This is a genomic window from Pseudovibrio ascidiaceicola (genome assembly GCF_900114245.1).
Taxonomy (GTDB): domain Bacteria; phylum Pseudomonadota; class Alphaproteobacteria; order Rhizobiales; family Stappiaceae; genus Pseudovibrio; species Pseudovibrio ascidiaceicola.
The window spans coordinates 62982-84819 of the sequence record NZ_FOSK01000001.1; the positions used below are offsets into that span (position 1 = coordinate 62982).

23 protein-coding genes and 1 tRNA gene are annotated in these 21838 nt (G+C 52.1%); 13 read left to right on the forward strand and 11 right to left on the reverse strand.

Features of this window, described 5'->3' with window-relative positions; genetic code table 11:
• Window positions 1–228 precede the first annotated feature (228 nt).
• On the reverse strand, window positions 229–825 hold the full coding sequence (locus BM231_RS00310) for a hypothetical protein (RefSeq protein WP_093515904.1): 597 nt from the start codon (window positions 823–825) through the stop codon (window positions 229–231).
• A gap of 135 nt (window positions 826–960) precedes the next feature.
• On the opposite strand from BM231_RS00310, the gene ppa reads away from it, so the two are divergent.
• Window positions 961–1497: an inorganic diphosphatase gene (gene ppa, locus BM231_RS00315; RefSeq protein WP_057463505.1), complete on the forward strand. Its 537-nt coding sequence runs from the start codon at window positions 961–963 to the stop codon at window positions 1495–1497.
• Window positions 1498–1583: 86 nt separating this feature from the next.
• Here ppa and BM231_RS00320 read toward each other — a convergent pair whose 3' ends face one another.
• The gene (locus BM231_RS00320; RefSeq protein WP_093515906.1) at window positions 1584–2111 is read right to left on the reverse strand and encodes a disulfide bond formation protein B; all 528 of its coding nucleotides are present in this window, start codon (window positions 2109–2111) and stop codon (window positions 1584–1586) included.
• A 113-nt stretch (window positions 2112–2224) separates the two neighbouring features.
• On the reverse strand, window positions 2225–2803 hold the full coding sequence (locus tag BM231_RS00325) for a YqaA family protein (protein ID WP_093515908.1): 579 nt from the start codon (window positions 2801–2803) through the stop codon (window positions 2225–2227).
• Window positions 2804–3066: 263 nt separating this feature from the next.
• Here BM231_RS00325 and BM231_RS00330 point away from each other — a divergent pair.
• Window positions 3067–3151: transfer RNA gene (locus tag BM231_RS00330), tRNA-Leu, on the forward strand.
• 69 nt (window positions 3152–3220) lie between these two features.
• Here the strand turns inward: BM231_RS00330 and BM231_RS00335 are convergent.
• Together BM231_RS00335 and BM231_RS27030 are read right to left on the reverse strand one after the other, a co-directional pair.
• Window positions 3221–4144 (reverse strand): site-specific tyrosine recombinase XerD, encoded by a 924-nt coding sequence (locus BM231_RS00335; protein ID WP_093515910.1) that lies wholly within the window; start codon window positions 4142–4144, stop codon window positions 3221–3223.
• A gap of 7 nt (window positions 4145–4151) precedes the next feature.
• Window positions 4152–4292: a hypothetical protein gene (locus tag BM231_RS27030; protein WP_167550253.1), complete on the reverse strand. Its 141-nt coding sequence runs from the start codon at window positions 4290–4292 to the stop codon at window positions 4152–4154.
• 299 nt (window positions 4293–4591) lie between these two features.
• Here BM231_RS27030 and BM231_RS00340 point away from each other — a divergent pair, with 299 nt between their 5' ends.
• Genes BM231_RS00340 through BM231_RS00350 form a run of 3 tightly spaced genes read left to right on the forward strand, consistent with a single transcriptional unit; the run spans window position 4592 to window position 7631 of the window.
• Window positions 4592–5215 carry a shikimate kinase gene (locus BM231_RS00340; protein WP_093516951.1) on the forward strand — a complete coding sequence of 208 codons (624 nt, stop codon included), beginning with the start codon at window positions 4592–4594 and terminating at the stop codon, window positions 5213–5215.
• On the forward strand, window positions 5212–6336 hold the full coding sequence (aroB, locus tag BM231_RS00345; RefSeq protein ID WP_093515912.1) for a 3-dehydroquinate synthase: 1125 nt from the start codon (window positions 5212–5214) through the stop codon (window positions 6334–6336). Before BM231_RS00340 ends, aroB begins: the two co-directional genes overlap by 4 nt.
• Window positions 6333–7631, forward strand: a complete 1299-nt coding sequence (locus BM231_RS00350) for an HlyC/CorC family transporter (protein ID WP_093515914.1) — start codon at window positions 6333–6335, stop codon at window positions 7629–7631. The genes aroB and BM231_RS00350 overlap by 4 nt, the downstream gene beginning before the upstream one ends.
• 182 nt (window positions 7632–7813) lie before the next feature.
• Here the strand turns inward: BM231_RS00350 and BM231_RS00355 are convergent, their stop codons facing one another.
• Complete coding sequence (locus BM231_RS00355) at window positions 7814–8077, reverse strand: BolA family protein (RefSeq protein ID WP_057463511.1); 264 nt, start codon at window positions 8075–8077, stop codon at window positions 7814–7816.
• Between the two features lie 131 nt (window positions 8078–8208).
• On the opposite strand from BM231_RS00355, the gene BM231_RS00360 reads away from it, so the two are divergent.
• The 4 genes from BM231_RS00360 to BM231_RS00375 all read left to right on the forward strand — a co-directional run bounded on the left by BM231_RS00360 (window position 8209) and on the right by BM231_RS00375 (window position 12919).
• Window positions 8209–8829: a J domain-containing protein gene (locus BM231_RS00360; protein WP_093515916.1), complete on the forward strand. Its 621-nt coding sequence runs from the start codon at window positions 8209–8211 to the stop codon at window positions 8827–8829.
• 85 nt (window positions 8830–8914) lie between these two features.
• On the forward strand, window positions 8915–9901 hold the full coding sequence (cobS, locus tag BM231_RS00365) for a cobaltochelatase subunit CobS (protein WP_063308821.1): 987 nt from the start codon (window positions 8915–8917) through the stop codon (window positions 9899–9901).
• 10 nt (window positions 9902–9911) lie between these two features.
• A complete protein-coding gene (gene cobT / locus BM231_RS00370) occupies window positions 9912–11801 on the forward strand; it encodes a cobaltochelatase subunit CobT (protein ID WP_093515918.1) in 1890 nt (629 codons plus the stop codon).
• Window positions 11798–12919 carry an esterase-like activity of phytase family protein gene (locus BM231_RS00375; protein ID WP_093515920.1) on the forward strand — a complete coding sequence of 374 codons (1122 nt, stop codon included), beginning with the start codon at window positions 11798–11800 and terminating at the stop codon, window positions 12917–12919. The genes cobT and BM231_RS00375 overlap by 4 nt, the downstream gene beginning before the upstream one ends.
• A 104-nt stretch (window positions 12920–13023) precedes the next feature.
• On the opposite strand, the gene BM231_RS00380 is transcribed toward BM231_RS00375, so the two are convergent.
• Window positions 13024–13626, reverse strand: a complete 603-nt coding sequence (locus tag BM231_RS00380; RefSeq protein WP_093516953.1) for a VUT family protein — start codon at window positions 13624–13626, stop codon at window positions 13024–13026.
• 69 nt (window positions 13627–13695) lie between these two features.
• A complete protein-coding gene (gene rpmB / locus BM231_RS00385) occupies window positions 13696–13983 on the reverse strand; it encodes a 50S ribosomal protein L28 (RefSeq protein ID WP_093515922.1) in 288 nt (95 codons plus the stop codon).
• A 339-nt stretch (window positions 13984–14322) separates the two neighbouring features.
• Here rpmB and BM231_RS00390 point away from each other — a divergent pair, with 339 nt between their 5' ends.
• The 4 genes from BM231_RS00390 (at window position 14323) to BM231_RS00405 (ending at window position 18631) form a co-directional block, all read left to right on the forward strand.
• Window positions 14323–15186, forward strand: a complete 864-nt coding sequence (locus BM231_RS00390; protein ID WP_167550254.1) for a DUF3108 domain-containing protein — start codon at window positions 14323–14325, stop codon at window positions 15184–15186.
• A gap of 177 nt (window positions 15187–15363) precedes the next feature.
• The gene (locus BM231_RS00395; RefSeq protein WP_093515924.1) at window positions 15364–16320 is read left to right on the forward strand and encodes an acetyl-CoA carboxylase carboxyltransferase subunit alpha; all 957 of its coding nucleotides are present in this window, start codon (window positions 15364–15366) and stop codon (window positions 16318–16320) included.
• 242 nt (window positions 16321–16562) lie between these two features.
• Complete coding sequence (locus BM231_RS00400; RefSeq protein ID WP_093515926.1) at window positions 16563–17732, forward strand: L,D-transpeptidase family protein; 1170 nt, start codon at window positions 16563–16565, stop codon at window positions 17730–17732.
• A 74-nt stretch (window positions 17733–17806) separates the two neighbouring features.
• The gene (locus BM231_RS00405; protein ID WP_093515928.1) at window positions 17807–18631 is read left to right on the forward strand and encodes an FkbM family methyltransferase; all 825 of its coding nucleotides are present in this window, start codon (window positions 17807–17809) and stop codon (window positions 18629–18631) included.
• Here BM231_RS00405 and BM231_RS00410 read toward each other — a convergent pair.
• The 3 genes from BM231_RS00410 to ispG are packed head-to-tail and all read right to left on the reverse strand — an operon-like array spanning window position 18628 to window position 21562.
• Window positions 18628–19374, reverse strand: coding sequence for a DUF429 domain-containing protein (locus BM231_RS00410; RefSeq protein WP_093515930.1), 747 nt, complete (start codon window positions 19372–19374; stop codon window positions 18628–18630). The genes BM231_RS00405 and BM231_RS00410 overlap by 4 nt on opposite strands.
• Window positions 19367–20284 (reverse strand): pyridoxal kinase, encoded by a 918-nt coding sequence (pdxY, locus tag BM231_RS00415; RefSeq protein ID WP_063308828.1) that lies wholly within the window; start codon window positions 20282–20284, stop codon window positions 19367–19369. The genes BM231_RS00410 and pdxY overlap by 8 nt, the downstream gene beginning before the upstream one ends.
• Window positions 20285–21562, reverse strand: a complete 1278-nt coding sequence (ispG, locus tag BM231_RS00420; protein ID WP_093515932.1) for a flavodoxin-dependent (E)-4-hydroxy-3-methylbut-2-enyl-diphosphate synthase — start codon at window positions 21560–21562, stop codon at window positions 20285–20287.
• Window positions 21563–21838: the final 276 nt, after the last annotated feature.

The window sequence follows — 21838 nt, forward strand, 5'->3', positions numbered from 1 at the left end:
AGAGTACACGCTAAAATTGTCACAGTAGTTTCTCTATTTCGCCCCAATTGGGTCATTGAGGAGCCACGAATGCCAGCCAAATTATCGTTGTTGCCCAAGCAGGTTCGGTTCTGTGGAGCTGTGGTGAAGACTCTCACCCCTACCCCCCGTTGACCCACTCGTCACAGTGCTGAAGGAGAACCGAACCGCTTCCCCCTACAACTTATCGCTGCGAGAAACCGTTAGGTCTTAATCAGTGAGACCAAGGGACAGGCCACCACCTCCAAGTAGTTTCGGCTGACTGGTACAATCCCATATCCCAGCCAAAAGCCCGGCAGCATCCCGCGCCAGTTTATTAGCGTTCTTGGCAGCACGCGCATCCACATAGCCGATGTGACAGGTCTTGCCCTGCCCCAGCTGAGTAATCACCAGCACCTGCCCGCGATAAAATCCATCCGCATCCGCTTTATCATCCCCTGCAACATCCGCCGGAATGTCCGTGTGCCAACGCAAAATCGTCGCCACGGGTTCACCACCTTCCAGCACCCACTCAATGGTGGAGCCAGGTCGGTTCCACGGACTCAGGCCTTGCGTCGCCGCAGGTTCAACTCGCGCCTGCTCGCCATAACTGACGAAGAACCGCAAATCACCCTCAGCCACGTAAACGGGGATACCGTTATACCCCTGACACATCCACACAGCAGAGCCCACTGCATTTTCGGGGGTGTCTTGCAGCTCGCATGTCTCGTTTAAATCCAGCGTGGAATAAACACTCTCGGCCAGAGCGGTGGTGCACATAAAAATTCCGGTCATGGCAACAATGAGGAACTGAAAATTCTTCAACATTAAGCACCCACTTATCCCAGAGTTATTCGTCAGAAATTACTTGAACGAATTACGCAAGCTCGACTGCGAAATATATCTTGCAACACGCCGATGCCCCTGTAATACAGGCAGCAAATGAAATTGGAGTATACATAAATGCGTATCGATCGTATTCCTGTCGGTAAGAACCCACCTGAGGACGTCAATGTCATTATTGAAGTTCCAGTTGGCGGTGAGCCGATCAAATACGAGATGGAAAAAGAATCCGGCGCAATGTACGTCGATCGCTTCCTCTACACCCCTATGCGTTACCCAGGCAACTACGGCTTCGTTCCACACACCCTGTGCGGTGATGGCGATCCAATCGACGTAGTTGTTGTGAACCAGCGCCCAATCGTTCCAGGCGCCGTCATGAGCTGCCGTCCGATCGGCGTTCTGGTCATGGAAGACGAGTCCGGTCAGGATGAGAAAATCATTGCTGTCCCAAGCAGCAAGCTGACCCGTCGTTACGAATCCGTACACAACATCGAAGACCTGCCTGAAATCACCATCAAGCAGATTGAGCACTTCTTCGAGCACTACAAAGATCTTGAGCCAAACAAATGGGTAAAGATCACCGGCATTCACGGTGCTGACGAAGCTAAGCGTCTGATCGTAGAAAGCATCGAGCGCTACAACAAAGAAGAAGGTTAAGCCCCTCTCTTTGTGACTGACAAGAAAAAGCCCGGAGCTGCGTAGAGCCCCGGGCTTTTTTCATATCAAAACAAAGCGCTGAAACCTCAGCTCTTGCGGGGCAGCACCAGACCGCAGAGCGTAATGAAGACCATCGCACTCGCATAAATCGCATTCAGACCAGCAAACGACAGACCGAAGATGCGGAACTGCGCTACGGAGCAGCTCACAACCTTAGTGGTCGCAAGGCTCTGCAGCATGTTGGAAGCGGTTCCCAGCTCCATGCTACCACCAGCAGCACAGTCATTCGGGCCAAGCCAGAGTTCCCACTCTGCGCCAGCCTGATAGATGCCAACACCGCCGCCATAGAGGAAACCACCAGCCGCACCCAGCAGCGCCAGCACAGAAACCCAGCGCAGCTTCTCGGTCCGGGTAAAGATCAGCGCCAGAATACCCAGCACCAGACCCGCGTAGTACGGATTACGCTGAATGAGACACAGCGGGCATGGCTTGAAACCACCAATAAGCTCAAAACCCCACGCGGTCGCCAACGCTGTGGCACTACCCAGTGTCACCAGCGCAGCACCAGAGGTGAGCGGATCTTTCAGAAGCAGCGCAAAAAAGCGTCCTAGCATTTCCAGTTAACCTCTCCTGCGCATCCCCGAGACTCCAAACCAGCACTCCAAAGAACACGCGCCACAAAACAGATTAAAGCAACTGTCCCATTCTCAAAGAGACGGCAGCCGCTTTAAAGAAACTTGATCAGAGCAAACCCACCAACCAACAGCACCACAAACACGGTAAACATCAGTGCCAGCCGCTTTTCGATGAAATCGCGAATAGCAGGTCCAAACAGGTACAAAAGCCCCGCGACCGCAAAAAACCGAATTCCACGGGAGACGATGCTCGCCACGATGAACACTGGAAGATTCAGAGCAAAAACGCCACTCGCAATAGTAATTACTTTGTACGGAAAGGGCGTCAAACCAGCGATAAACACAAACCACCAGCCCCAGTCCTCAAAGATTTGCTTGAACTGGTCAAACTTATCCATGTAGCCGTAAAACGCGAGGATCGGTTTCGCAACTTCTTCAAACAACACAGCGCCAATAAGATACCCCAGCAAACCGCCCAGTACAGAGGCAACAGTGCAAAGCGCAGCATAAAACCAGGCCCGATGGCGCTTACTCACACACATAGGAATAAGCAACAGATCCGGCGGAAGCGGAAAGACAGAGCTCTCAGCAAAAGCGACTGCGCTCAGCGCATGGGGTGCACGCGGTCCGGCAGCAAGAGAAAGGGTCCAGTCATAAAGGCGACGCAGCATAAGTCAGCAGTGCTCCAAACAATCGATCATTCAGGTGAAGAATACAGTTCATTTCACAATGCGGTAACATTCAATAGCAGCCCCACGCTGGAGTCCTACCTCAATCATCAGCAGCAATCACAGGATTATGGGTGGAAATATGACCTCACCGCTCTTTTCCCCCGTAAATATATATAAGTATAGGCTGACAAATGCTGTGGTTAGCTGAATCAAAATATTGACGTCGCACCCCATCTCGATATATTCCGCCCTTACCAACCGTTGCCCCCGTGGCGGAACTGGTAGACGCGTCGGATTCAAAATCCGATTTCTTCGGAAGTGCCAGTTCGAGTCTGGCCGGGGGCACCACTCTTCTCTTCCCCAAAATTTAAGCGCTTTCATCCAACGCTACACATGCGTCTTGAGTTGTTTGTGACCTCACGCCAGCGGGTGATGGTCTTCCACCAGCTTCTGCAGGCGCTCTTCCAGCACGTGGGTATAAATCTGCGTTGTTGAGATGTCCGCATGCCCCAGCAGCTGCTGCACCACACGCAGATCAGCACCGTTTTGCAACAGGTGCGATGCAAAGGCGTGACGGAGCACGTGCGGAGAAACCTTGTTGCGGTCAATATCCGCTTCCAACGCAAGTGCCTTCAAATCTCGCCCAAACGCCTGACGCGTAAAGTGTCCGCTCTCTCCGTGAGAGGGAAACAGCCACACACTGTCGGCATAGGCGCCAACCGCCGCACGCAGCCGCACATACTCAACCATGGCCTTTTGTGAACGGGGAGACAGCGGAACAGCCCGCTCCTTACCACCCTTCCCCTTCACGGTGATAAGACGACTGTCACGTATCGCCGCTGACACTGGTAAGGACACAAGTTCAGAAACACGCAGGCCCGTCGCATAAAGCACTTCCAGCAGTGTGTAGACACGTGCCGCTCTGATCTGCTTTGCGTCACTATCATGCGTGATAGTAGCCAGCTGTTCTGCCTTGCCGATCAGGCGGTCCACCTCTTCCTCACTCAAAACCCCCGGAAGAGTGGTGGCTTTGCGCGGAGAAGCAACAGTTCGCGTCGGGTCATCGTCGCGAATATCCTCGGCATAACAAAACTGAAAGAACTGCCGAAGAGCAGAAAGACGCCGTGCCTGGGAGGAGGCAGCAAACCCGCGATCAGTAAGGTCAGAGAGATATGCACGTACATCCGTGACCTGCACAGCCAGCAGATCCACACCTTGCGTACTCAGGAAACTATCAAAATCTTCCAGGTCAGTTCGGTAGCTTTCCAACGTATTGAACGCACTGACGCGCTCAACGCTTAACATTTCAAAAAAGCGTTCAGTCTCAAGAGTTCGACGCATAAAAAGCCTATTCGAAGCCTTCCTTTTGGATTTCGACGATAATTTCGCGTGGCTCCGGCTCAACGTAGCTGACAAGCAGATACATGCTCAGCACAGCGCCAGTAACGATCAAACCTATGATAGACAGCAATCGCATCAATGTTGGCATGGCAGAACCGGATGCTCCCGTATAAATCTGGATACCCCTAAATCACCCGCAGATGGTGGGGTGTAGCAGTATACTTCACAATCAAAAATAGACCGTTTCACTGTGAAGGTTCAACCCGAAGGCATCCAGTGTACCGCGTATTTTGCGATATCCTCCAAGCCTGTGAAGGCGCACCAATGGTTTCTGTAGAAAATTAGCAGTTAAATGCTAGCAAACACTCTTGTTCTAGAACCTTGACAGGACACAGTGTGATAATGTCAAAGCGTAAGTAAGAGTAGATGAATCGGCGAGGGCGTGGCGTGACTGCAAACGACACAAAGTCAGACAAAAAACGTCAACGACAGCAAAATATTTTGAAGCGCCTCGGCAATAAGCCAATTGTACTTGTTGGCATTATGGGCTGTGGCAAATCCACAGTAGGCCGCCGTTTGGCCCAATATCTCGCTCTCAATTTTATTGATGCAGACTCAGAGATTGAAAAAGCAGCAGATCGTTCTATCTCAGAGATATTCGCTGAACACGGTGAAAGCTATTTCCGGCAAGGTGAAAAGCGTGTCATTGCACGTCTCCTGGACGAAGGACCACAAGTTCTCGCAACAGGCGGCGGTGCCTTCATCAATGAAGAGACACGATCCCGCATCAAGGAAAAGGGCATCTCCATCTGGATGAAGGCTGAGCTGTCTGTCATCATGACCCGCGTGCGCAAGCGCCCTACCCGACCATTGCTGCAAACTGCGGATCCTGAGGCAACCATGCAAAAGCTGATGGATGAGCGCTATCCGATCTATGAAGAAGCGGACATGGCAATCTGGTCACGTGATGTGACCCATGAAGCAGTTATGGAAGAAATCCTGATCGCTCTGGAAAAAGGACTACCGCCTCTCTCTGATGAGGCATCTGAAAATAACGAGGTTGGAAAGTGACAGAAGAGAATAACGCCACAGTCGTCAATGTTGATCTGGGCGACCGTAGCTATCCAATCCTCATTGGCCGCAACCTGATCAAACGCGCTGGAGAAGAAATCTCCAACCGCCTCCCAGGCGCCAAAACGGTCATCATCACAGATGAGACTGTCAAAAAACTCCACCTAAAGGCGCTGGAAGAAAGCTTCCAGTCCGCAGGTGTTGAGTTCAGCACACTTGTTGTACCTGCAGGCGAAAAAACCAAACGCTTCGAAATCTTCGAGCGCCTCTGCGATGATATCCTCGCCCTGCGCCTCGAGCGCGGCGATGCTGTTGTTGCCTTGGGTGGCGGCGTTGTCGGTGACCTTTCCGGCTTCGTCTCTGGCGTCGTTCGCCGTGGCATGAAGTTCGTACAGATCCCAACCACCCTGCTCGCACAGGTCGACAGCTCTGTCGGCGGCAAAACCGGCATCAACTCCCGCCATGGCAAAAACCTGCTCGGTGTATTTCATCAGCCTGCTCTGGTGCTGGCAGATACATCGGTTCTGGACACGCTCAGCCCCCGCGATTTCCGCGCTGGCTATGCAGAAGTTGCCAAATACGGCCTGATCAATGATCCGGACTTCTTCGAATGGCTGGAAGCCAATTGGGAAGGTATCTTCGCTGGTGGGCCCGAACGAGAACACGCAGTCGCCCATTCCTGTCGCGCCAAAGCAGCTGTTGTTGCAGCAGACGAGCTGGAATCCGGCAACCGCGCACTGCTCAATCTCGGTCACACCTTCGGCCATTCGCTGGAAGGTGCTGTTGCCTATGAGACTGAACGATTAGTGCACGGAGAAGGCGTTTCCATCGGCATGGTACTGGCCCATGAATTTTCTGAGCAGCTTGGCCTGTGCCCGGCAGAAGATGCCAAGCGTGTCATCACACATTTGGAAGCCGTCGGTCTGCCTACACGCATTGATCAGATCCCCGGTCAGCTCCCACCAATCGACACTTTTATGGACCTGATTGCTCAGGACAAAAAAGTAAGTCGTGGTCAGCTCACTTTTATCCTTACAAAAGGCATCGGCACTTCCTATGTCGATAAAACTGTAAGCGCGGAACCCCTCCGCGCGTTTCTTGAGGAGAAACTCGGCAAATGACGGACTACGCTTTTTGGGCTTCCGTTGTCGCTATTGTAATTTTGCTCGTCCTTTCGGGCTTTTTTTCCGGGTCAGAAACTGCCCTGACAGCAGCATCACGCGCCCGTATGCACGCGTTGGTCAAATCCGGTAATAGAAGAGCGCTTATTGTTGCAAGATTGATCGAGTTCAGAGAGCGTCTCATCGGCGCACTGCTGCTCGGCAACAACCTTGTCAACATTCTGGCCTCAGCACTCGCAACATCCTTGTTCCTGAAGCTCTTCGGAGACGCAGGCGTCGCCTACGCAACACTGGTCATGACTCTCCTGGTCCTGATCTTCTCTGAAGTGCTGCCAAAAACATGGGCGATCGCAAACGCAGAAAAATTCGCACTCAGCGTTGCACCTGTTGTTCGCGTCCTGGTGATTGTCTTTGGTCCAATCGTTGCGGCCATCGAGGTAATTGTACGCCTCGTCCTTCGCATCTTCGGCATTCGTATTGATGACTCCACTGCAGTCCTGTCAGCACACGAAGAGCTGCGCGGCACACTGGACCTTCAGCACAAAGAAGGCGGCCTGATCAAAGCGGACAAAGACCGCATTGGTGGCCTGCTGGATCTGGCAGAGCTTGAAGTCTCTGACGTGATGGTTCACCGCACCAAGCTGTTCGCGCTCAACGCCGACCTGCCACCAGAAGAATTGGTGGAAGAAGTACTGGCCAGCCCGTTCACCCGTATTCCGCTATGGCGTGATGATCCCGACAATATGGTCGGCCTGCTCCATGCCAAGGATGTTCTGCGCGCAATCGCGAACCTCAAAGGCGATATGGCGAAGTTCGAGCTGGAGAAGGTCATGAGCCCGCTTTGGTTCGTACCGGACACCACCAGCCTCCAGAACCAGCTCAACGCCTTCCTGAAGCGCAAAACCCACTTCGCTCTCGTGGTAGACGAGTACGGCGAAGTGATGGGCCTCGTCACGCTGGAAGACATTCTGGAAGAGATCGTCGGTGAGATTGCAGACGAACACGACATCGAACTGCCCGGCCTCAAGCCACAAGCAGATGGTTCCGTGATCGTGGAAGGCTCCGTACCGATTCGCGACCTCAACAGAGCGACCGATTGGAATTTGCCAGACGACGAAGCAACCACCATCGCCGGTCTCGTTATTCACGAAGCAAAAATGATCCCCGAGGAACGTCAGATCTTCACCTTCCACGGGTTCCGCTTTACCGTCCTGAGCCGGGAAAAGAACCGCATCACGCGCCTGCGCATGATGGCACTCAACCCGCTTCAGGATGCCAAAAAAGTCGGCAAATAAAAATGGGCCCAGCCGGGCCCATTTCCTTTTCTGCAGTCCCTTAAAGAACGCAAAATTATCGTAAAGCGCTCAAATCAACGCACATAACAACGCAAACGGGTAAAACACGTGCACCTGCAACGTACTAGCCATTTGCCGCATTGATTTAGCTGTGCCAATGTACCAATTACTGTAAGAACCAATTACGTGTGAGATTTGGCTTCAATGGCAAGCGCGTGAATGCCTCCGGCGATCTCCTCAGCCACGCATTCGTTTACTGCACGATGCATAGCGACGCGGGACATACCCTCAAAGGCTGTGGATATGATCTTGATCCGGAAGTGGGTTTGTCCACCCTCGCGCCAGCCGCCGTGACCGCGGTGACTCTCGGATTCGTCGGTGACTTCAAGAAGCTGCGGCTTAAACGCGGCTTCCAGTTTAGTGATCATGATGTCTCTTGTGCTCATGTTTTCTATATCTCTCACGTAGGAAACCGTCGTCAAGGCCTTGCCTAACAGGGTCACTTTTTTCTATTTATGTCGGCTACCTGCTTTATGGCAGGTGCTAACCCAATCGCAAGGCAACTGAAAACCGAAAAATGAAGCAAGCATCCTCCATTTTCGACAGCATTCGCGTAAAACCCGGCAAAGAACGCACCACAAGCTCAAAAGGCCCAAAGTGCGAATGGGACGGTTGCGACCAGCCCGGCACCCATAAAGCACCGAAAGGTCGCGATCGGGAAGGCCAGTACTTTCATTTTTGCGTAGACCACGTAAAGGCCTACAATAAATCGTATAATTACTTTTCCGGCATGGACGATGACTCTGTTCGCAGCTACCAGCGCGACAGTATGACAGGACATCGCCCAACCTGGAAAATGGGCGTAAATTCGCAGGCAGACGCCGCAAATGCCCGCGATGGAAGCCGCACAAACATCGGTGGCGAAGACGTCAACGACCCGCACAACTTCTTCGCAGGTGCCACCGGAGCACGCAGCCAACCTCAGGAACCGCAACGTAAGGTGCTGGCACTTGAGAAAAGGTCATTTGAAACATTGAACCTTCGGGTAACCGCCCGTGGCGCCGAGATAAAAACTCGCTATAAAGAGCTGGTAAAGATTCATCACCCTGATGCCAATGGTGGCGACCGCTCTTCGGAAGACCGCTTGCGCGAGATTATTCAGGCCTACAACGTGCTCAAGAAATCCGGTTATTGCTAGGTCAGACGTTTGACCAGTTCCCGGATCTCTTAGAATTTTTTAGATTTTCATTACCCCGATTTCGACGTGGGGCCGCGGAGGAAAAATGATAGATACGATGCAAACCGCTCAAACCCTGCCGACCGAAACAATCTCTGTACGTGAAGTATTTGGCATCGACAGCGACATGGAAGTGCAAGCCTTCGCTGAACCAAACGAACATGTTCCAGATGTAGATCCAGACTATCTATTTGATCGCGCAACAACTCTCGCAATCCTGGCAGGTTTTGCAAAAAACCGCCGTGTGATGGTCTCCGGTTACCATGGGACTGGTAAATCAACCCACATCGAGCAAGTCGCAGCCCGCCTGAACTGGCCTTGTGTGCGCGTAAACCTCGACAGCCACATCTCTCGTATCGACCTTGTTGGTAAAGACGCAATTGTTGTGAAGGACGGTCACACCGTTACCGAGTTCAAGGACGGCATTCTTCCTTGGGCTCTTCAAAACAACGTAGCGCTTGTATTCGATGAATACGACGCAGGCCGTCCAGACGTGATGTTCGTGATCCAGCGTGTTCTTGAGGTTTCCGGGCGTTTGACCCTCCTCGATCAGAACCGCGTGATCAATCCGCACCCGGCATTCCGCCTGTTCGCAACCGCGAACACCGTCGGTCTTGGTGATACATCCGGCCTTTACCACGGTACACAACAGATCAACCAGGGCCAGATGGACCGCTGGTCTATCGTGACCACACTGAACTACTTGCCTCATGACAATGAGGTAGAGATCGTTTTGGCGAAATCTCCGCACTACAGTGGTGCAGAAGGCCGTTCCATCGTCTCCAAGATGGTTCGTGTCGCAGACATGACCCGAAGCGCTTTCATGAACGGCGAGCTCTCCACTGTGATGAGCCCACGTACAGTGATCACATGGTCAGAAAACGCTGAAATCTTTGGTGATATCGGCTTCTCATTCCGCCTGACCTTCTTGAACAAGTGTGACGATACCGAGCAAGCGCTGGTCTCTGAGTTCTACCAGCGTTGTTTCGGGGAAGATCTTCCTGAATCAGCGGCAAACATCGTCATGAGTTAAGGGGAGTTACATGGCAGGTACCAGCAACTCCTCAGCCAAGAACAAACCTGCCAGCCAGCCATTCAAGCAAGCGATGGGCTCTACAGTTAGAGCCATCGCGGGCGAGCCTGAGCTGGAGGTTGTTTTTTCGCCGGATAAACCGGGAATGACCAGCGGACGCATCCGTCTGCCGGAACCTTCCCGCACGATGACAAAGGAAGAAGTCGCCGTTACCCGCGGGTTGGGCGACTCTATGGCTCTGCGCCTTGTTTGTCATGATCCAGCTGTTCACACCAAGCACATTCCTCAAGGCGAAAACGCACGCGCTATCTTCAATTCGGTCGAGCAAGCCCGCGTTGAAGCCCTTGGCGCTGTCCGTATGCCGGGCGCTGGCGACAACATCGACGCCATGCTCGAGGACCGTTACTTCAAAGCCAACTTCGCAGAAGTCACCACCAAAGACGAAGCTCCGATGCAGGACGCTATCGCTCTGTTGGTACGCGAACGCCTGACGGGCCGCGAGATTCCCAAAAGCGCACAGCGCATGGTGGATCTCTGGAGACCCTTCGTTGAAGAAAAAGCTGATCACGATCTGAACAAACTCGTCACCCGCATGGATGACCAGATCGCATTCGCTAAGCAGATGCGTGATCTTCTCACTTCACTCGATATGGCTGACGAGCTGGGAGAAGAACCAGAGGACGACGACGAGAACAACGACGAAAGCCAGCAGGATCAGGAGGATCGCTCCGATACCTCTGGTGACATGCAGGAAGATCAGGGTGATCAGGAAGGCGCTCCTGAAGAGATGGAGCTTTCCGGCGAAGAGCAGGAAAGCGGCGAAACCGAAGGCGTCGACAGTGAGATGCAGGATATTTCCGAAGAGGATATGTCCGATCAGGCTGAAGAGCCGGGCGAACAGGAACGCCGGGACCATCCTTTCAGCAATCAGCCGTCTGCCGATGCCTATCACATCTTCACACAGGCTTTCGACGAGATCATTGCAGCAGAGGACCTCTGCGATCAGGAAGAACTGGATCGTCTCCGCGGCTTCCTCGATAAGCAGTTGGCCTCTCTATCTGGCGCAGTATCCCGCCTAGCCAACCGCCTGCAACGTAAGCTGATGGCACAACAAAGCCGGTCATGGGACTTCGATCTGGAAGAAGGCATCATTGACAGTGCCCGCCTCCATCGCGTGGTCATAGATCCGCTACAACCGCTTGCGTTCAAATGGGAAAACGACACTGAGTTCCGCGATACTGTTGTAACTCTGGTGATCGACAATTCCGGCTCCATGCGTGGTCGCCCTATTACAGTGGCCGCCACATGTGCCGACATCCTAGCCCGCACGCTTGAGCGTTGCGGCGTGAAGGTGGAGATCCTCGGATTTACCACCAAAGCGTGGAAAGGCGGTCAGTCCCGCGAAGCATGGCTCAAGGATGGCAAACCGTCTAACCCGGGACGTTTGAACGATCTGCGCCACATCATCTACAAGTCCGCAGATGCCCCTTGGCGCCGCGCCAAACGCAATCTCGGCCTGATGATGCGCGAAGGCCTGCTGAAGGAAAACATCGACGGAGAGGCTCTGGACTGGGCACACAAGCGTTTGCTTGCACGCCCGGAACGCCGCCGCATTCTGATGATGATCTCCGATGGTGCACCGGTAGATGACTGCACGCTTTCAGTGAACCCAGGAAATTATCTGGAGAAACATCTGCGCAGCGTGATTGCTGAGATCGAAAACAGATCGCCGGTCGAGCTGATCGCAATTGGTATCGGCCATGACGTGACCCGCTACTATAAACGTGCGGTAACAATTGTGGATGCAGAAGAACTGGCTGGCGCGATGACTGATCAGCTTGCTGATTTGTTTGATGAAAACAGCGGTCAGGATCGCGGTAGACGTCACGGACGCCGATGAAATTAACACGACGCATTTTGCTAACAGGAGCAGCGGCAGCGGTAACAACCGCAGTCGCTGCTTCTTTGCCTTTCAGCGAGAGCACCGCACAGCAGAGCGGCTTTCAGCCAATGAAAGTTCGCTCCAAGGAAATCAATCGCTTCAAGTTCTCTGGCACCCGAGCAGAGCAATACGGCCCCCTCATGTTTCTCGGTGGTCTGGAGCTAAGCAGCTCAAACGGTCGCTTCGGTGGCTATTCCGGCTTGCTGACACTCAACAATGGCTCTGACATCATTGCTGTCTCAGATCGCGGCCACTGGCTACGCGGCGAACTATCCCAGTCCAGCCGAGGAAAGCCTCACAAGCTGCTGGGTGCGGAAACAGCAACTCTACTGGATAGCAAGGGCAGAAAGCTTAAACGCACGTACAGAGCCGACACAGAAGGCTTAAGCATTGGCGGATCAGCCAACGCTCCCCGCATTTTCGTCAGCCATGAAGGGAAAGGTGGGATAATGACATATCCACTTAACCTGAAAACAGGCGAAGAACGCGCAAAACACCTTCTGATCCCCAAAGAGATCAGAGGCTTGGCAAAGAACAAGAGTCTTGAATCTGTTGCCGTTGCCCCTCCCAATTCTCCACTCTCCGGCGCCATCATAACTATCGCCGAACGCGGAAAGTCTCTCAAGCACAACAGACCAGCATGGATCATCGGAGGCCCGCGCCCGGGGAAATTCTGGATAGGAAAACAGGGCAACTACGATGTTACGGACGCAGCCTTCCTTCCCAATGGCGACCTCTTGATCCTGGAGCGTTTATTCAACCTCTCAGAAGGACTTGGGATGCGTCTCAGACAGTTGGATGGCTCCAACCTGCGGCCAGACCATCTCCATACAGGCAAAACTCTCCTGACGGCTGATTTCAGTTATCAGATTGATAATATGGAAGCTCTGAGCGTCCATATGAATGCTTTTGGCGAGACAGTTCTGTCCCTCATGTCAGATGACAACCGCTCATTCCTGCAGCGCACTTTGCTGCTACGCTTCATTCTGACGGATAACGAACCTTTCAGAGAGCCATTCGTTCGCGCGCCCAAAGAGGCAAAGATCGTCCCAGCACCAAAACCGAAGCCTAGGTAAGCGACTACTGTCTTTGTGAGCTGCACCCACATTCAATCCAAAAAACAAAAAAAGGCACCGGAACCAAATCCGATGCCTTTTTAAATTCTCTTCAAACGAACAGCTTATCCGCGCTGCGGAGCAGGTACCGCGCCGATTACTCCCAAAGCGATGCGGTATGGAACAAGCATGCTCATCGCGACGATGATCTTTACGCTGAAGTCGCCAATCGCCCAGGAAACCCAACGAGGAACTTCCAGAGCAAACACACCGAACAACGGTGCAACCTCTACCGCAAACGCATCGTGATTACCCAAGAACGCAAACTGTGCAGCAAAAGCAAGGCTAAAGAACAGCGCGGTATCGAGCATGGTGCCGAGTGTAGAAGAGACGACAGGCGCCTTCCACCAACGACCATCACGAAGACGATGGAACACAGTCACGTCCAGCAACTGGGCAATCAGGAATGCACTTCCTGACGCAATTGCAATGCGTGGTGTTGCCAAAACAATAGAAAGAGCAACTGCAACAGCGAAGCCAGCGTACACAACCTTGCGTGCAGCAGCAGGACCAAACTGTCGGTTAATCAAATCAGTTACGAGGAATGCCACTGGATAAGTGAAAGCACCCCAAGTAAGCAGGTCTGCTAGATTAACAGCCCCGAGCATTCCCTGAACAGGAAATTGAACGAGGTAGTTCGAAGCGACGACCACTGCGGTCATTGCCATAATGGCAAGAGCCAGTGGTCGAGCAGTATTCGACTTAGTCACGCTCAATCCCTTTCAAGAATGATGTGATTAAGCAGCTGCCTGGCGACGCTTGATTTCAGTGCGCAGCAGGCGTGCTTTTGGAGAAAGCTCAGCTTCTACAGCTTTCATCAAGAATGCGTCCAGACCACCACGGTGCTCAACAGAGCGCAGTGCGTGTGCAGAAATACGCAGCTTGTAGGTTTCGCCGAGAGTATCGCTCATCAGGGAAACGTTGCAGAGGTTTGGCAAGAAGCGACGACGGCTTCTGTTGTTTGCGTGAGACACGTTGTTGCCGGTCATCACGTCTTTACCGGTAAGTTCGCAGCGGCGTGCCATGAGGGTCACCCTTTTAATTTGTAGGCGCCCTCATTTTTGGGCGCATTCTGTTAAAACCGGCAGGTCGCGGACACCACGGCCACGCGGAACCACCTCCGGCCCTGTACGGAAAAGTTGGCTTGCTATAATTAGTACAGCAGAATTCGTCAAGGCTTTGCTGCCTATTTGCCTGTTCGAAGCCCATTTTTCAATCAAAACTCGAACAAACTCACATCTCTTAACCACCGTGTTACCATGTTTAGGTAGTTTCATATTTCAATGAGTTTGAATTTTTTGTTCAGTTTCCTGAGTTCTCAGGCTGTCAGGCGCGAATGTCTGCGGCTGCGGAGGTACAGTATCGTGCGAGTAACAGTTTCAAAGGTTTGCAATTTTCTTGGCAAATCGAGCGTAATAGCCGTCGCAGCACTTTCATTTGGCACACTATCCACAGCTGCATTGGGGAAAACAGAGCGCCTCGGCGGTGTCTACAATATTTCTTATGCAGGCTTCACTGTGGGAAAAGGCTCCTTCTCGCTTATTCTCAGAGAGAACGCCTACTCCGCCAAAGTGGGCATGGAGCCCGCTGGCATTGGAACACTCTTCTCCACAGGCAAAGGCGGCGCACACGCGACCGGGTGGATGAAAGGTGCAAAAGTTCTGCCAAGCACTTACACCATGGCCTCTCGTGCATCCAACCGAGACTTCTATGTCAATCTCGGTCAGGGGTCCGGCCATGTCCGCACAACCCAGGTCACTCCAAAATATAAACCTTCCAAGACCCGCGTTAAGGTCACAGGCAAGCATAAGCTCAATGCGATGGACCCGTTAAGTGCAGCGATTGTACGCGCACCGTCCCGCTCAAAAGTGCTTGATCCATCAGTATGTAATCGCAAGCTGCCAATCTATGATGGTTGGGCACGCTTCAACATAAATATGAAATTCAAGGAAGTCCGTGAAGTTTCTGGCAAAGGCTACACCGGCCCGGTAGTTGTCTGCTCCGCACGCTGGGAACCCGTTGCTGGACACCGCCCAGAAAAAAAGGCTGTTCAGTATCTGGCTAAGAATGCAAACATTGAGACATGGCTCGCACCGATCGGAAACACCGGTGTTCTCATTCCATATAGGGTCTCCATTCCTACATCCACAGGCACACTTGTCTTGGAAGCAGCAGAGCTCAATATGCCGCAAACGTCAGGACTTCGCAAAAAAACAGCATCTAGGTAGGATTTGCACTTTAATCCCAAACCTTCTTGTCTGAAGGGGTTCAAACACCCACATTTGTGATGCAAAGCCTTGACAGATGACCCAGCTGTCGCCAGTGTCGCGCCAAAATTATAGCGCGGTCCAACGCCTTTTAGTCGGCGGGTCAAGCCCGCTGATTGTTACGAGTGAATATCCAATATGCGCAGTTACCTCGAATTCGAAAAACCAGTTGCTGACCTTGAAGGTAAAGTACAGGAATTGAAGATCCTGGCTGAAGGTGGGGAAGCGGTTGATGTGGAAGACGAGATTGCCCGTCTTCAGGAAAAAGCAGATCAGGCACTCAGCGACATCTACTCCCGCTTGACGCCTTGGCAGAAAACTCTGGTGGCTCGCCATCCAGACCGTCCACATTCACTGGACTACATCAATACCCTGATCTCAGATTTCACACCTCTTGCCGGTGACCGCAAATTCTCCGAGGATTGCGCAATTATTGCAGGCTTTGGTCGTTTTCGTGGACAGTCAGTCGCTATTCTTGGTCAGGAAAAAGGTAACAACACCGAAAGCCGCCTGAAGCATAACTTCGGCATGGCACGTCCGGAAGGTTACCGTAAAGCCGTTCGCATCATGGAACTGGCAGATCGTTTCAACATCCCTGTTGTCTCTTTTGTGGACACTGCAGGTGCATACCCAGGGATCGGCGCTGAAGAGCGCGGTCAGGCAGAAGCGATCGCACGCTCAACTGACATGTGCCTCGGCCTTGGTGTTCCAAACATCTCCATCGTTATTGGTGAAGGTGGTTCTGGCGGTGCGATTGCAATTGCAACCACCAACCACGTAGCAATGATGGAACACTCCATCTATTCCGTGATCTCTCCGGAAGCAGGCGCATCCATTTTGTGGCGCGACAGCACCCGTGCACAAGACGCGGCGACCAACATGAAGATCACCGCAGAAGACCTTTCCAGCTTCCGCGTCATTGATGAAATCATCAAAGAACCAATCGGTGGTGCTCACCGCGCAAAAGAAATCGTAATTGACCGCGCTGGCAACTCGATTGAAACCGCTCTGAGTAAGATGGCTGGTCAGTCTGCAGACGAGCTCAAGAAGCACCGTCGCGAGAAGTTCTTACGCATAGGTCGTGAACTCGGCTGATTCGAACCTACGATTTATTGTGGGTATCCACTAAATTTTTTATAAAAGGCATCAGAAGTATATCTAATGCCTTTTTTGTTTGATCCAATCAAACTCGGGGGAAAGTGCATCTTGGGGAATACCCCTCAATCTCAGAGAGAATGATCTGTGGTAAGATTCGATCAACCTTAACCCAGATAGTCTTAGTATCGAGTCGAGATTGGGGTTTGGGCAAACTAGCCCCAGCATGGTGGGTCAAGCACATGATTAGAGTGTTTCAGGGAGAGACTGGCAAGAACGTAAAGCGTGCTGCAGCGCTTGCGCTGGCTTTAACGCTAGCAGCTTGTCAGGGAACAGAGTTTGGCGCTGAGAAGCACCAGCAACCTGTGAGCAAAAGCCTTTCCAACAGAATGAAATCCAAGGACATGGAGCTCAAGTCTCCAATCATGGTTCGTCTGTTCAAGCAGGAGTCTGAATTAGAGATCTGGAAACAGACCAAATCAGGCCAGTATGCTTTGCTAGAAACCTACGAGATCTGCAAATGGTCCGGCAAACTCGGCCCAAAGCTCAAGGAAGGCGACCGACAGGCACCAGAAGGCTTCTACGAAGTCACACCGGGCCTGATGAATCCGTTTTCCTCTTACTATCTCGCATTCAACCTTGGTTTCCCAAACAAGTTTGACCGTGCTCATGATCGCACCGGCTCAAACTTGATGGTCCATGGCGCCTGCTCTTCTCGTGGTTGCTACGCCATGACGGACGAACAGATTGCAGATATCTACTCTCTTGGCCGTGATAGCTTCCTTGGTGGTCAGAGAAAGTTTCAGGTCCAGGCCTTCCCATTCCGCATGACACCGGACAACATGGCGAAGAACGCCAGTTCCGAGCATTATGAATTCTGGCGGATGCTGAAGCGTGGTTATGACCACTTTGAAGTCACCAAACGCCCTCCTTCCATTGAAGTCTGCGAAAAGGAATATGTCTTCAACGCGAAGGCAGATACACGTGGCACCAAATTCAACGCACGGGGTGCTTGCCCTGCCTACACAGTGCCTGAGCACATCGCAGTGGCAGTCGCAGAAAAGCAAACTCGGGATGCACGCGAGACTGCTGAGATCCAGATCGCTATGGAAAACAGTAAAATTCGCAAAGAAAAGATTGCAGCATTCTTTGGTGGCACCTCAACAACTGATGTTGCAAAAGCAGAGGCACCAAACGCAACACCTGTAAATGTAGAAGCAGCAAAAGTTCTGGCACTAGCAGCTGAAGAGCCATCCCCAGCACCACAGAAAGCCTCTGAATCAGAACGCGCTTTCAGCTACTTCACATCCCTGTTCTCTAACAGCCGTATCGGCGAAGAGAAAAAAGTCGTTGCAGAGGTCGTAAATCCATACCCAGCCGCCCCTGCACCACGCATCAAACCGCAATTGTGACTTTGCGTTAATCGAAACCTAGCCTGACTTATGTACGTTGGTCTCAACGAAGATCAACAAGTCAGGTTAGGCAGATGCCAGGCTCAAAAACCTTCTTTGGAAAGTACCACAGCAAAGCGTACATCAACGAACGGCGCCATCTGCGCGGCCTGCTAGGCTACTACATTAAATACATTCCAATGTCTTGGGGCGTGCGACTAGGCCTCTCCTCCGGCATCCTGACAAGGTATGGTGTTGAACTCACCCCCAATGTCTTCGATGCCACATTCCGCACGTGCTGCGAAGGTGGCTATGGCACATTCCTCACCAGCTATCTTGTAGACTACGAAAAGCCCTTCATCATGCTGGATATCGGCGCAAATCAAGGCCTCTTCAGCCTGCTTGCCGCTCAAAATACAAACTGCCAGCAAGTCATAGCTTTCGAGCCCGTCGCCAACACATTCCAACTGCTTGAGCAAAACATCGAGCTTAACCTTGCCGCATCTCGCATAAAGACAGTGCAAGCAGCAGTGTCTGATCACACAGGCCAAGCTAAGATCTTCCTCAGTAAAACCCATAGCGGCGGCGCATCCCTCAGCCAAAACACCGTGCATTCAGACGAAAAAACAGAAGAGATTCAAACCATATCTGCCCAGCAGTTAGACGAGATGATCACTGATGAAATCGACATCGTGGTCAAACTCAATGCCGAAGGGCACGAAGAGACCGTAATAAAAGAGCTCATCAAGACAAGCTTCTTTCCTCGAGTTCAGTCAATTTTCTATGAGAGAGATGTCAGATGGTCCGATCCAAACATGCTCAAAAATCTTCTGGAAGAGCAAGGCTTCAAAAGCTTCAAGAGAGTTGGTCATGAACCACGCTTAGATGTACTGGCAAGCCGTGAGCCTGACGAAACCTAAGCCCAGATCGCCATACGCAAACCACGTTCATCTCGCCCAAAGTCAGTTGGGAAAGGCTCCGCATCGCCATTCAATAGTCGCTCCGCGATAACGGCATTCACAGCAGCATCCATCAAGTCATCCCGAGCAGCACCTTTGGGTGGTTTCTGGTCCAGAAAGTTCGCCACAAAGCCAAACTGCACAAGCAAGTCCCTACGCGCATCCAAGCCCGCAGGATAGCTGCTTCCCTTGACCTTCTTAGGAATAGCAATAGGCTCCTGCCCGTTTAAGCGCCAGAATGCCACCTCAGGATGAACTTCATACACCCGTGTTTCCAACTCAGGCGTCATAAGCTGATCAATCTCTCTAATTTTTGGGAAGATATGGAACGCTTGCTTGGATACTTTTTTAGGTGGTGTTGAATGCGCCAGCGCAGCAGAACAAGCCTCGCGATAATCCTCACAATAGATTGCAGCCCGGGCGGGAATGGAAAACACCGTTGACTGTCGCATACCTAAAAGAGGGCGAACCGCCTTCTCAGGTCCACGACCATTGCTGCCAATCCTCTGCGGCAATCCAATCGGCATATCAACCGCAATCTTACGCGGTTCATGTTCAGAGGCCAGCAAATCTGCAAAATGAGGAAAGATCTGCACTTCAGATGCACGGTTTGAGCCAACCCAGCGAAAAACAGCAACCCAACCTGCTTTGCAACCGTCAACCCCAGCCACACAGACCGGATCAACAGCCACGGCTTCAGGCACGTTCAGGTGCCTCAACCACCCGGCGGGTATTCACAAGCGCCATCGGCTGGATAAGCGGATCTTGGTGTTCAGCATAAAGCAAATCATCCGAACCAACTTTGACAGAGCGCGCAACCAGCTCAAACGTTGAAGCTGTTGCTTTCTTCAATGCCTCTTCATCGCTTTGTCCACTCAAACGGCGAGCCAGATAAAGCGCTGCCAACAAGTCACCAGTGCCATGCGGTGCGCCCTGCACTTCAGCGTGCTCAATCGCGAGGCTACCACGCGGTCCAACCAACAAATTGGAGATGGAGTTACGTCGGATTGCTGGCGACGATGTAATGATCGTCCGCTCCACTTGCAGTGTACGCGCTGCCGCAACGGCTTCATTTTCCATTTCAGTACCAAAACCGCTAAGCCATGCGAGCTCAAAACGGTTTGGCGTAATCACGTCAGCAAGCGGCAACAGTTGGTCACGAATAGCTTCAGCAATCGGCTCGGCAACGTAAAGGCCACCTTTATCACCAATTACTGGATCGCACAGATAGACCGCATCATCATTGCGAGCCTTCACTTCCTGCACAATCTTCGCAACATCAGAAACCTGAGCCGCATTTGCCATGTAGCCAGAGATAACGCCCTTCACAGTATTCAACCGATCACTGGCGCAAATCTGCTCAACGATATGCTTGAAGGCTTCTTCACTGGCCGAGATACGTTCACCAGCACCTTGTCCCGGATGCCATGGCAGAACAATAGTTGGCAGCATCCAGACATTAAAGCCCATGCGCTCCAGTGCAAAAACAGCACTACGCATGCCAACGCAACCGCTGACAACCTGCGAAGAGATCACCAAAACCGAAGGCTTCTCCTTCGGAGCGTTTTCTCTGATTTTATGTTCTACTTTTTTGACAAACCGCTCAAGCGACATCTAGGAAATCTCGTGTTCAGATGAAACGCCAGTACCAAAACGTTTCTCGATATAATCAAGAACCATCACTTTAAACTCATCAGCGATGTTCGGCCCGCGCAGAGTAACAGTTTTAGCACCATCAACAAACACAGGTGCAGCAGGTGTTTCACCGGTACCAGGCAAAGAGATACCAATGTCAGCATGCTTGGATTCACCTGGGCCATTCACGATGCAGCCCATAACGGCAACGTTGAGTTCCTCAACACCTGGATATTGTTCACGCCACTTCGGCATACTTTCACGGATATGCGCCTGAATGTCCTGAGCCAACTCCTGAAAGACTGTAGAGGTCGTGCGTCCACACCCCGGACAAGCAGCAACAATCGGCACAAAGCTGCGGAAACCCATCGTCTGAAGCAGCTCCTGAGAAACTTGAACTTCACGCGTGCGGTCTCCACCCGGCTCAGGTGTCAACGAAATACGAATAGTATCGCCAATGCCCTGCTGCAACAGAATACCCATGGAAGCAGAAGACGCCACAATGCCTTTTGTCCCCATGCCAGCTTCAGTCAAACCAAGGTGAAGAGCATAATCGCAACGCTGTGCCAGATCCGTATAAACAGCAATCAAATCCTGAACCTGTGAGACTTTCGCAGACAAAATGATCTTGTCGCGACCAAGCCCCAACTCTTCAGCACGTTGAGCAGACAACAGACCAGATTGGCAAATCGCTTCGCGCATCACTTGTTGCGCTGTCAGCGGAGAGCCTTCCTCCTGGTTTTTATCCATCAAATGCGTCAGCAGCTCTTGGTCAAGCGACCCCCAGTTCACACCAATTCGAACCGGTTTGTTGTGCTTCATCGCCATTTCGATGATCTGACCAAACTGTTTGTCTTTTTTGGTCTTGAAGCCAACATTCCCCGGATTGATCCGATACTTATCAAGCGCTTCAGCACAATCAGGATGATCTGCCAACAGCTTGTGTCCGATATAGTGGAAGTCCCCAACCAGCGGAACAGTGACCCCAATCCGGTCCAGACGCTCTTTGATACGCGGAACAGCGGCAGCAGCTTCATCGCGATCAACAGTAATACGAACCAGCTCAGACCCGGCACGCGCCAAAGCAGAAACCTGCGCAACCGTTGAATCTATGTCTGCGGTATCGGTGTTCGTCATGGACTGAACAACGACAGGCGCTTCGCCGCCAACAATAACCCCACCAACGTCTACAGCCACAGAACGACGGCGCGGAAACGGGGAAGAAATATAGGTTTGGCTCTTGTCAGTCATGATCATTCCACTGGGATAAATCTTTAGGCAAGCAAGTGCAGCATGCAGCCCGCGCTGTCAACTTTTTAGCGCAAGCTCAACTCAGTTTGATGTCATCGCCAGACGCCATCATGCACCCCAAGATTTCACAGTAAACCTCTCCTCAGAATGATGCTAGATCCACTCCATCATCAGCCTACTGAAAATAGCCATCAACTTTTGATGCGATGCACTCATCACTAACCTTCCATTAAGGACAAAAGACAGATCAGTAGTCAGTTTTGGCCTTTTTGCACTGCACGC

What these genes read in the sequence shown, in the direction of transcription:
- BM231_RS00400 (WP_093515926.1), top strand. Translation starts at nt 16,563, where the DNA reads ATGATTAGAGTGTTTCAGGGAGAGACTGGCAAGAACGTAAAGCGTGCT.
- BM231_RS00350 (WP_093515914.1), top strand. Translation starts at nt 6,333, where the DNA reads ATGACGGACTACGCTTTTTGGGCTTCCGTTGTCGCTATTGTAATTTTG.
- BM231_RS00380 (WP_093516953.1), bottom strand. Translation starts at nt 13,626, where the DNA reads ATGGCAATGACCGCAGTGGTCGTCGCTTCGAACTACCTCGTTCAATTT.
- BM231_RS00310 (WP_093515904.1), bottom strand. Translation starts at nt 825, where the DNA reads ATGTTGAAGAATTTTCAGTTCCTCATTGTTGCCATGACCGGAATTTTT.
- BM231_RS27030 (WP_167550253.1), bottom strand. Translation starts at nt 4,292, where the DNA reads ATGCCAACATTGATGCGATTGCTGTCTATCATAGGTTTGATCGTTACT.
- ppa (WP_057463505.1), top strand. Translation starts at nt 961, where the DNA reads ATGCGTATCGATCGTATTCCTGTCGGTAAGAACCCACCTGAGGACGTC.
- BM231_RS00355 (WP_057463511.1), bottom strand. Translation starts at nt 8,077, where the DNA reads ATGAGCACAAGAGACATCATGATCACTAAACTGGAAGCCGCGTTTAAG.
- pdxY (WP_063308828.1), bottom strand. Translation starts at nt 20,284, where the DNA reads ATGTCGCTTGAGCGGTTTGTCAAAAAAGTAGAACATAAAATCAGAGAA.
- BM231_RS00395 (WP_093515924.1), top strand. Translation starts at nt 15,364, where the DNA reads ATGCGCAGTTACCTCGAATTCGAAAAACCAGTTGCTGACCTTGAAGGT.
- cobT (WP_093515918.1), top strand. Translation starts at nt 9,912, where the DNA reads ATGGCAGGTACCAGCAACTCCTCAGCCAAGAACAAACCTGCCAGCCAG.
- BM231_RS00320 (WP_093515906.1), bottom strand. Translation starts at nt 2,111, where the DNA reads ATGCTAGGACGCTTTTTTGCGCTGCTTCTGAAAGATCCGCTCACCTCT.
- cobS (WP_063308821.1), top strand. Translation starts at nt 8,915, where the DNA reads ATGATAGATACGATGCAAACCGCTCAAACCCTGCCGACCGAAACAATC.
- BM231_RS00375 (WP_093515920.1), top strand. Translation starts at nt 11,798, where the DNA reads ATGAAATTAACACGACGCATTTTGCTAACAGGAGCAGCGGCAGCGGTA.
- BM231_RS00360 (WP_093515916.1), top strand. Translation starts at nt 8,209, where the DNA reads ATGAAGCAAGCATCCTCCATTTTCGACAGCATTCGCGTAAAACCCGGC.
- rpmB (WP_093515922.1), bottom strand. Translation starts at nt 13,983, where the DNA reads ATGGCACGCCGCTGCGAACTTACCGGTAAAGACGTGATGACCGGCAAC.
- BM231_RS00325 (WP_093515908.1), bottom strand. Translation starts at nt 2,803, where the DNA reads ATGCTGCGTCGCCTTTATGACTGGACCCTTTCTCTTGCTGCCGGACCG.
- ispG (WP_093515932.1), bottom strand. Translation starts at nt 21,562, where the DNA reads ATGATCATGACTGACAAGAGCCAAACCTATATTTCTTCCCCGTTTCCG.
- BM231_RS00335 (WP_093515910.1), bottom strand. Translation starts at nt 4,144, where the DNA reads ATGCGTCGAACTCTTGAGACTGAACGCTTTTTTGAAATGTTAAGCGTT.
- BM231_RS00405 (WP_093515928.1), top strand. Translation starts at nt 17,807, where the DNA reads ATGCCAGGCTCAAAAACCTTCTTTGGAAAGTACCACAGCAAAGCGTAC.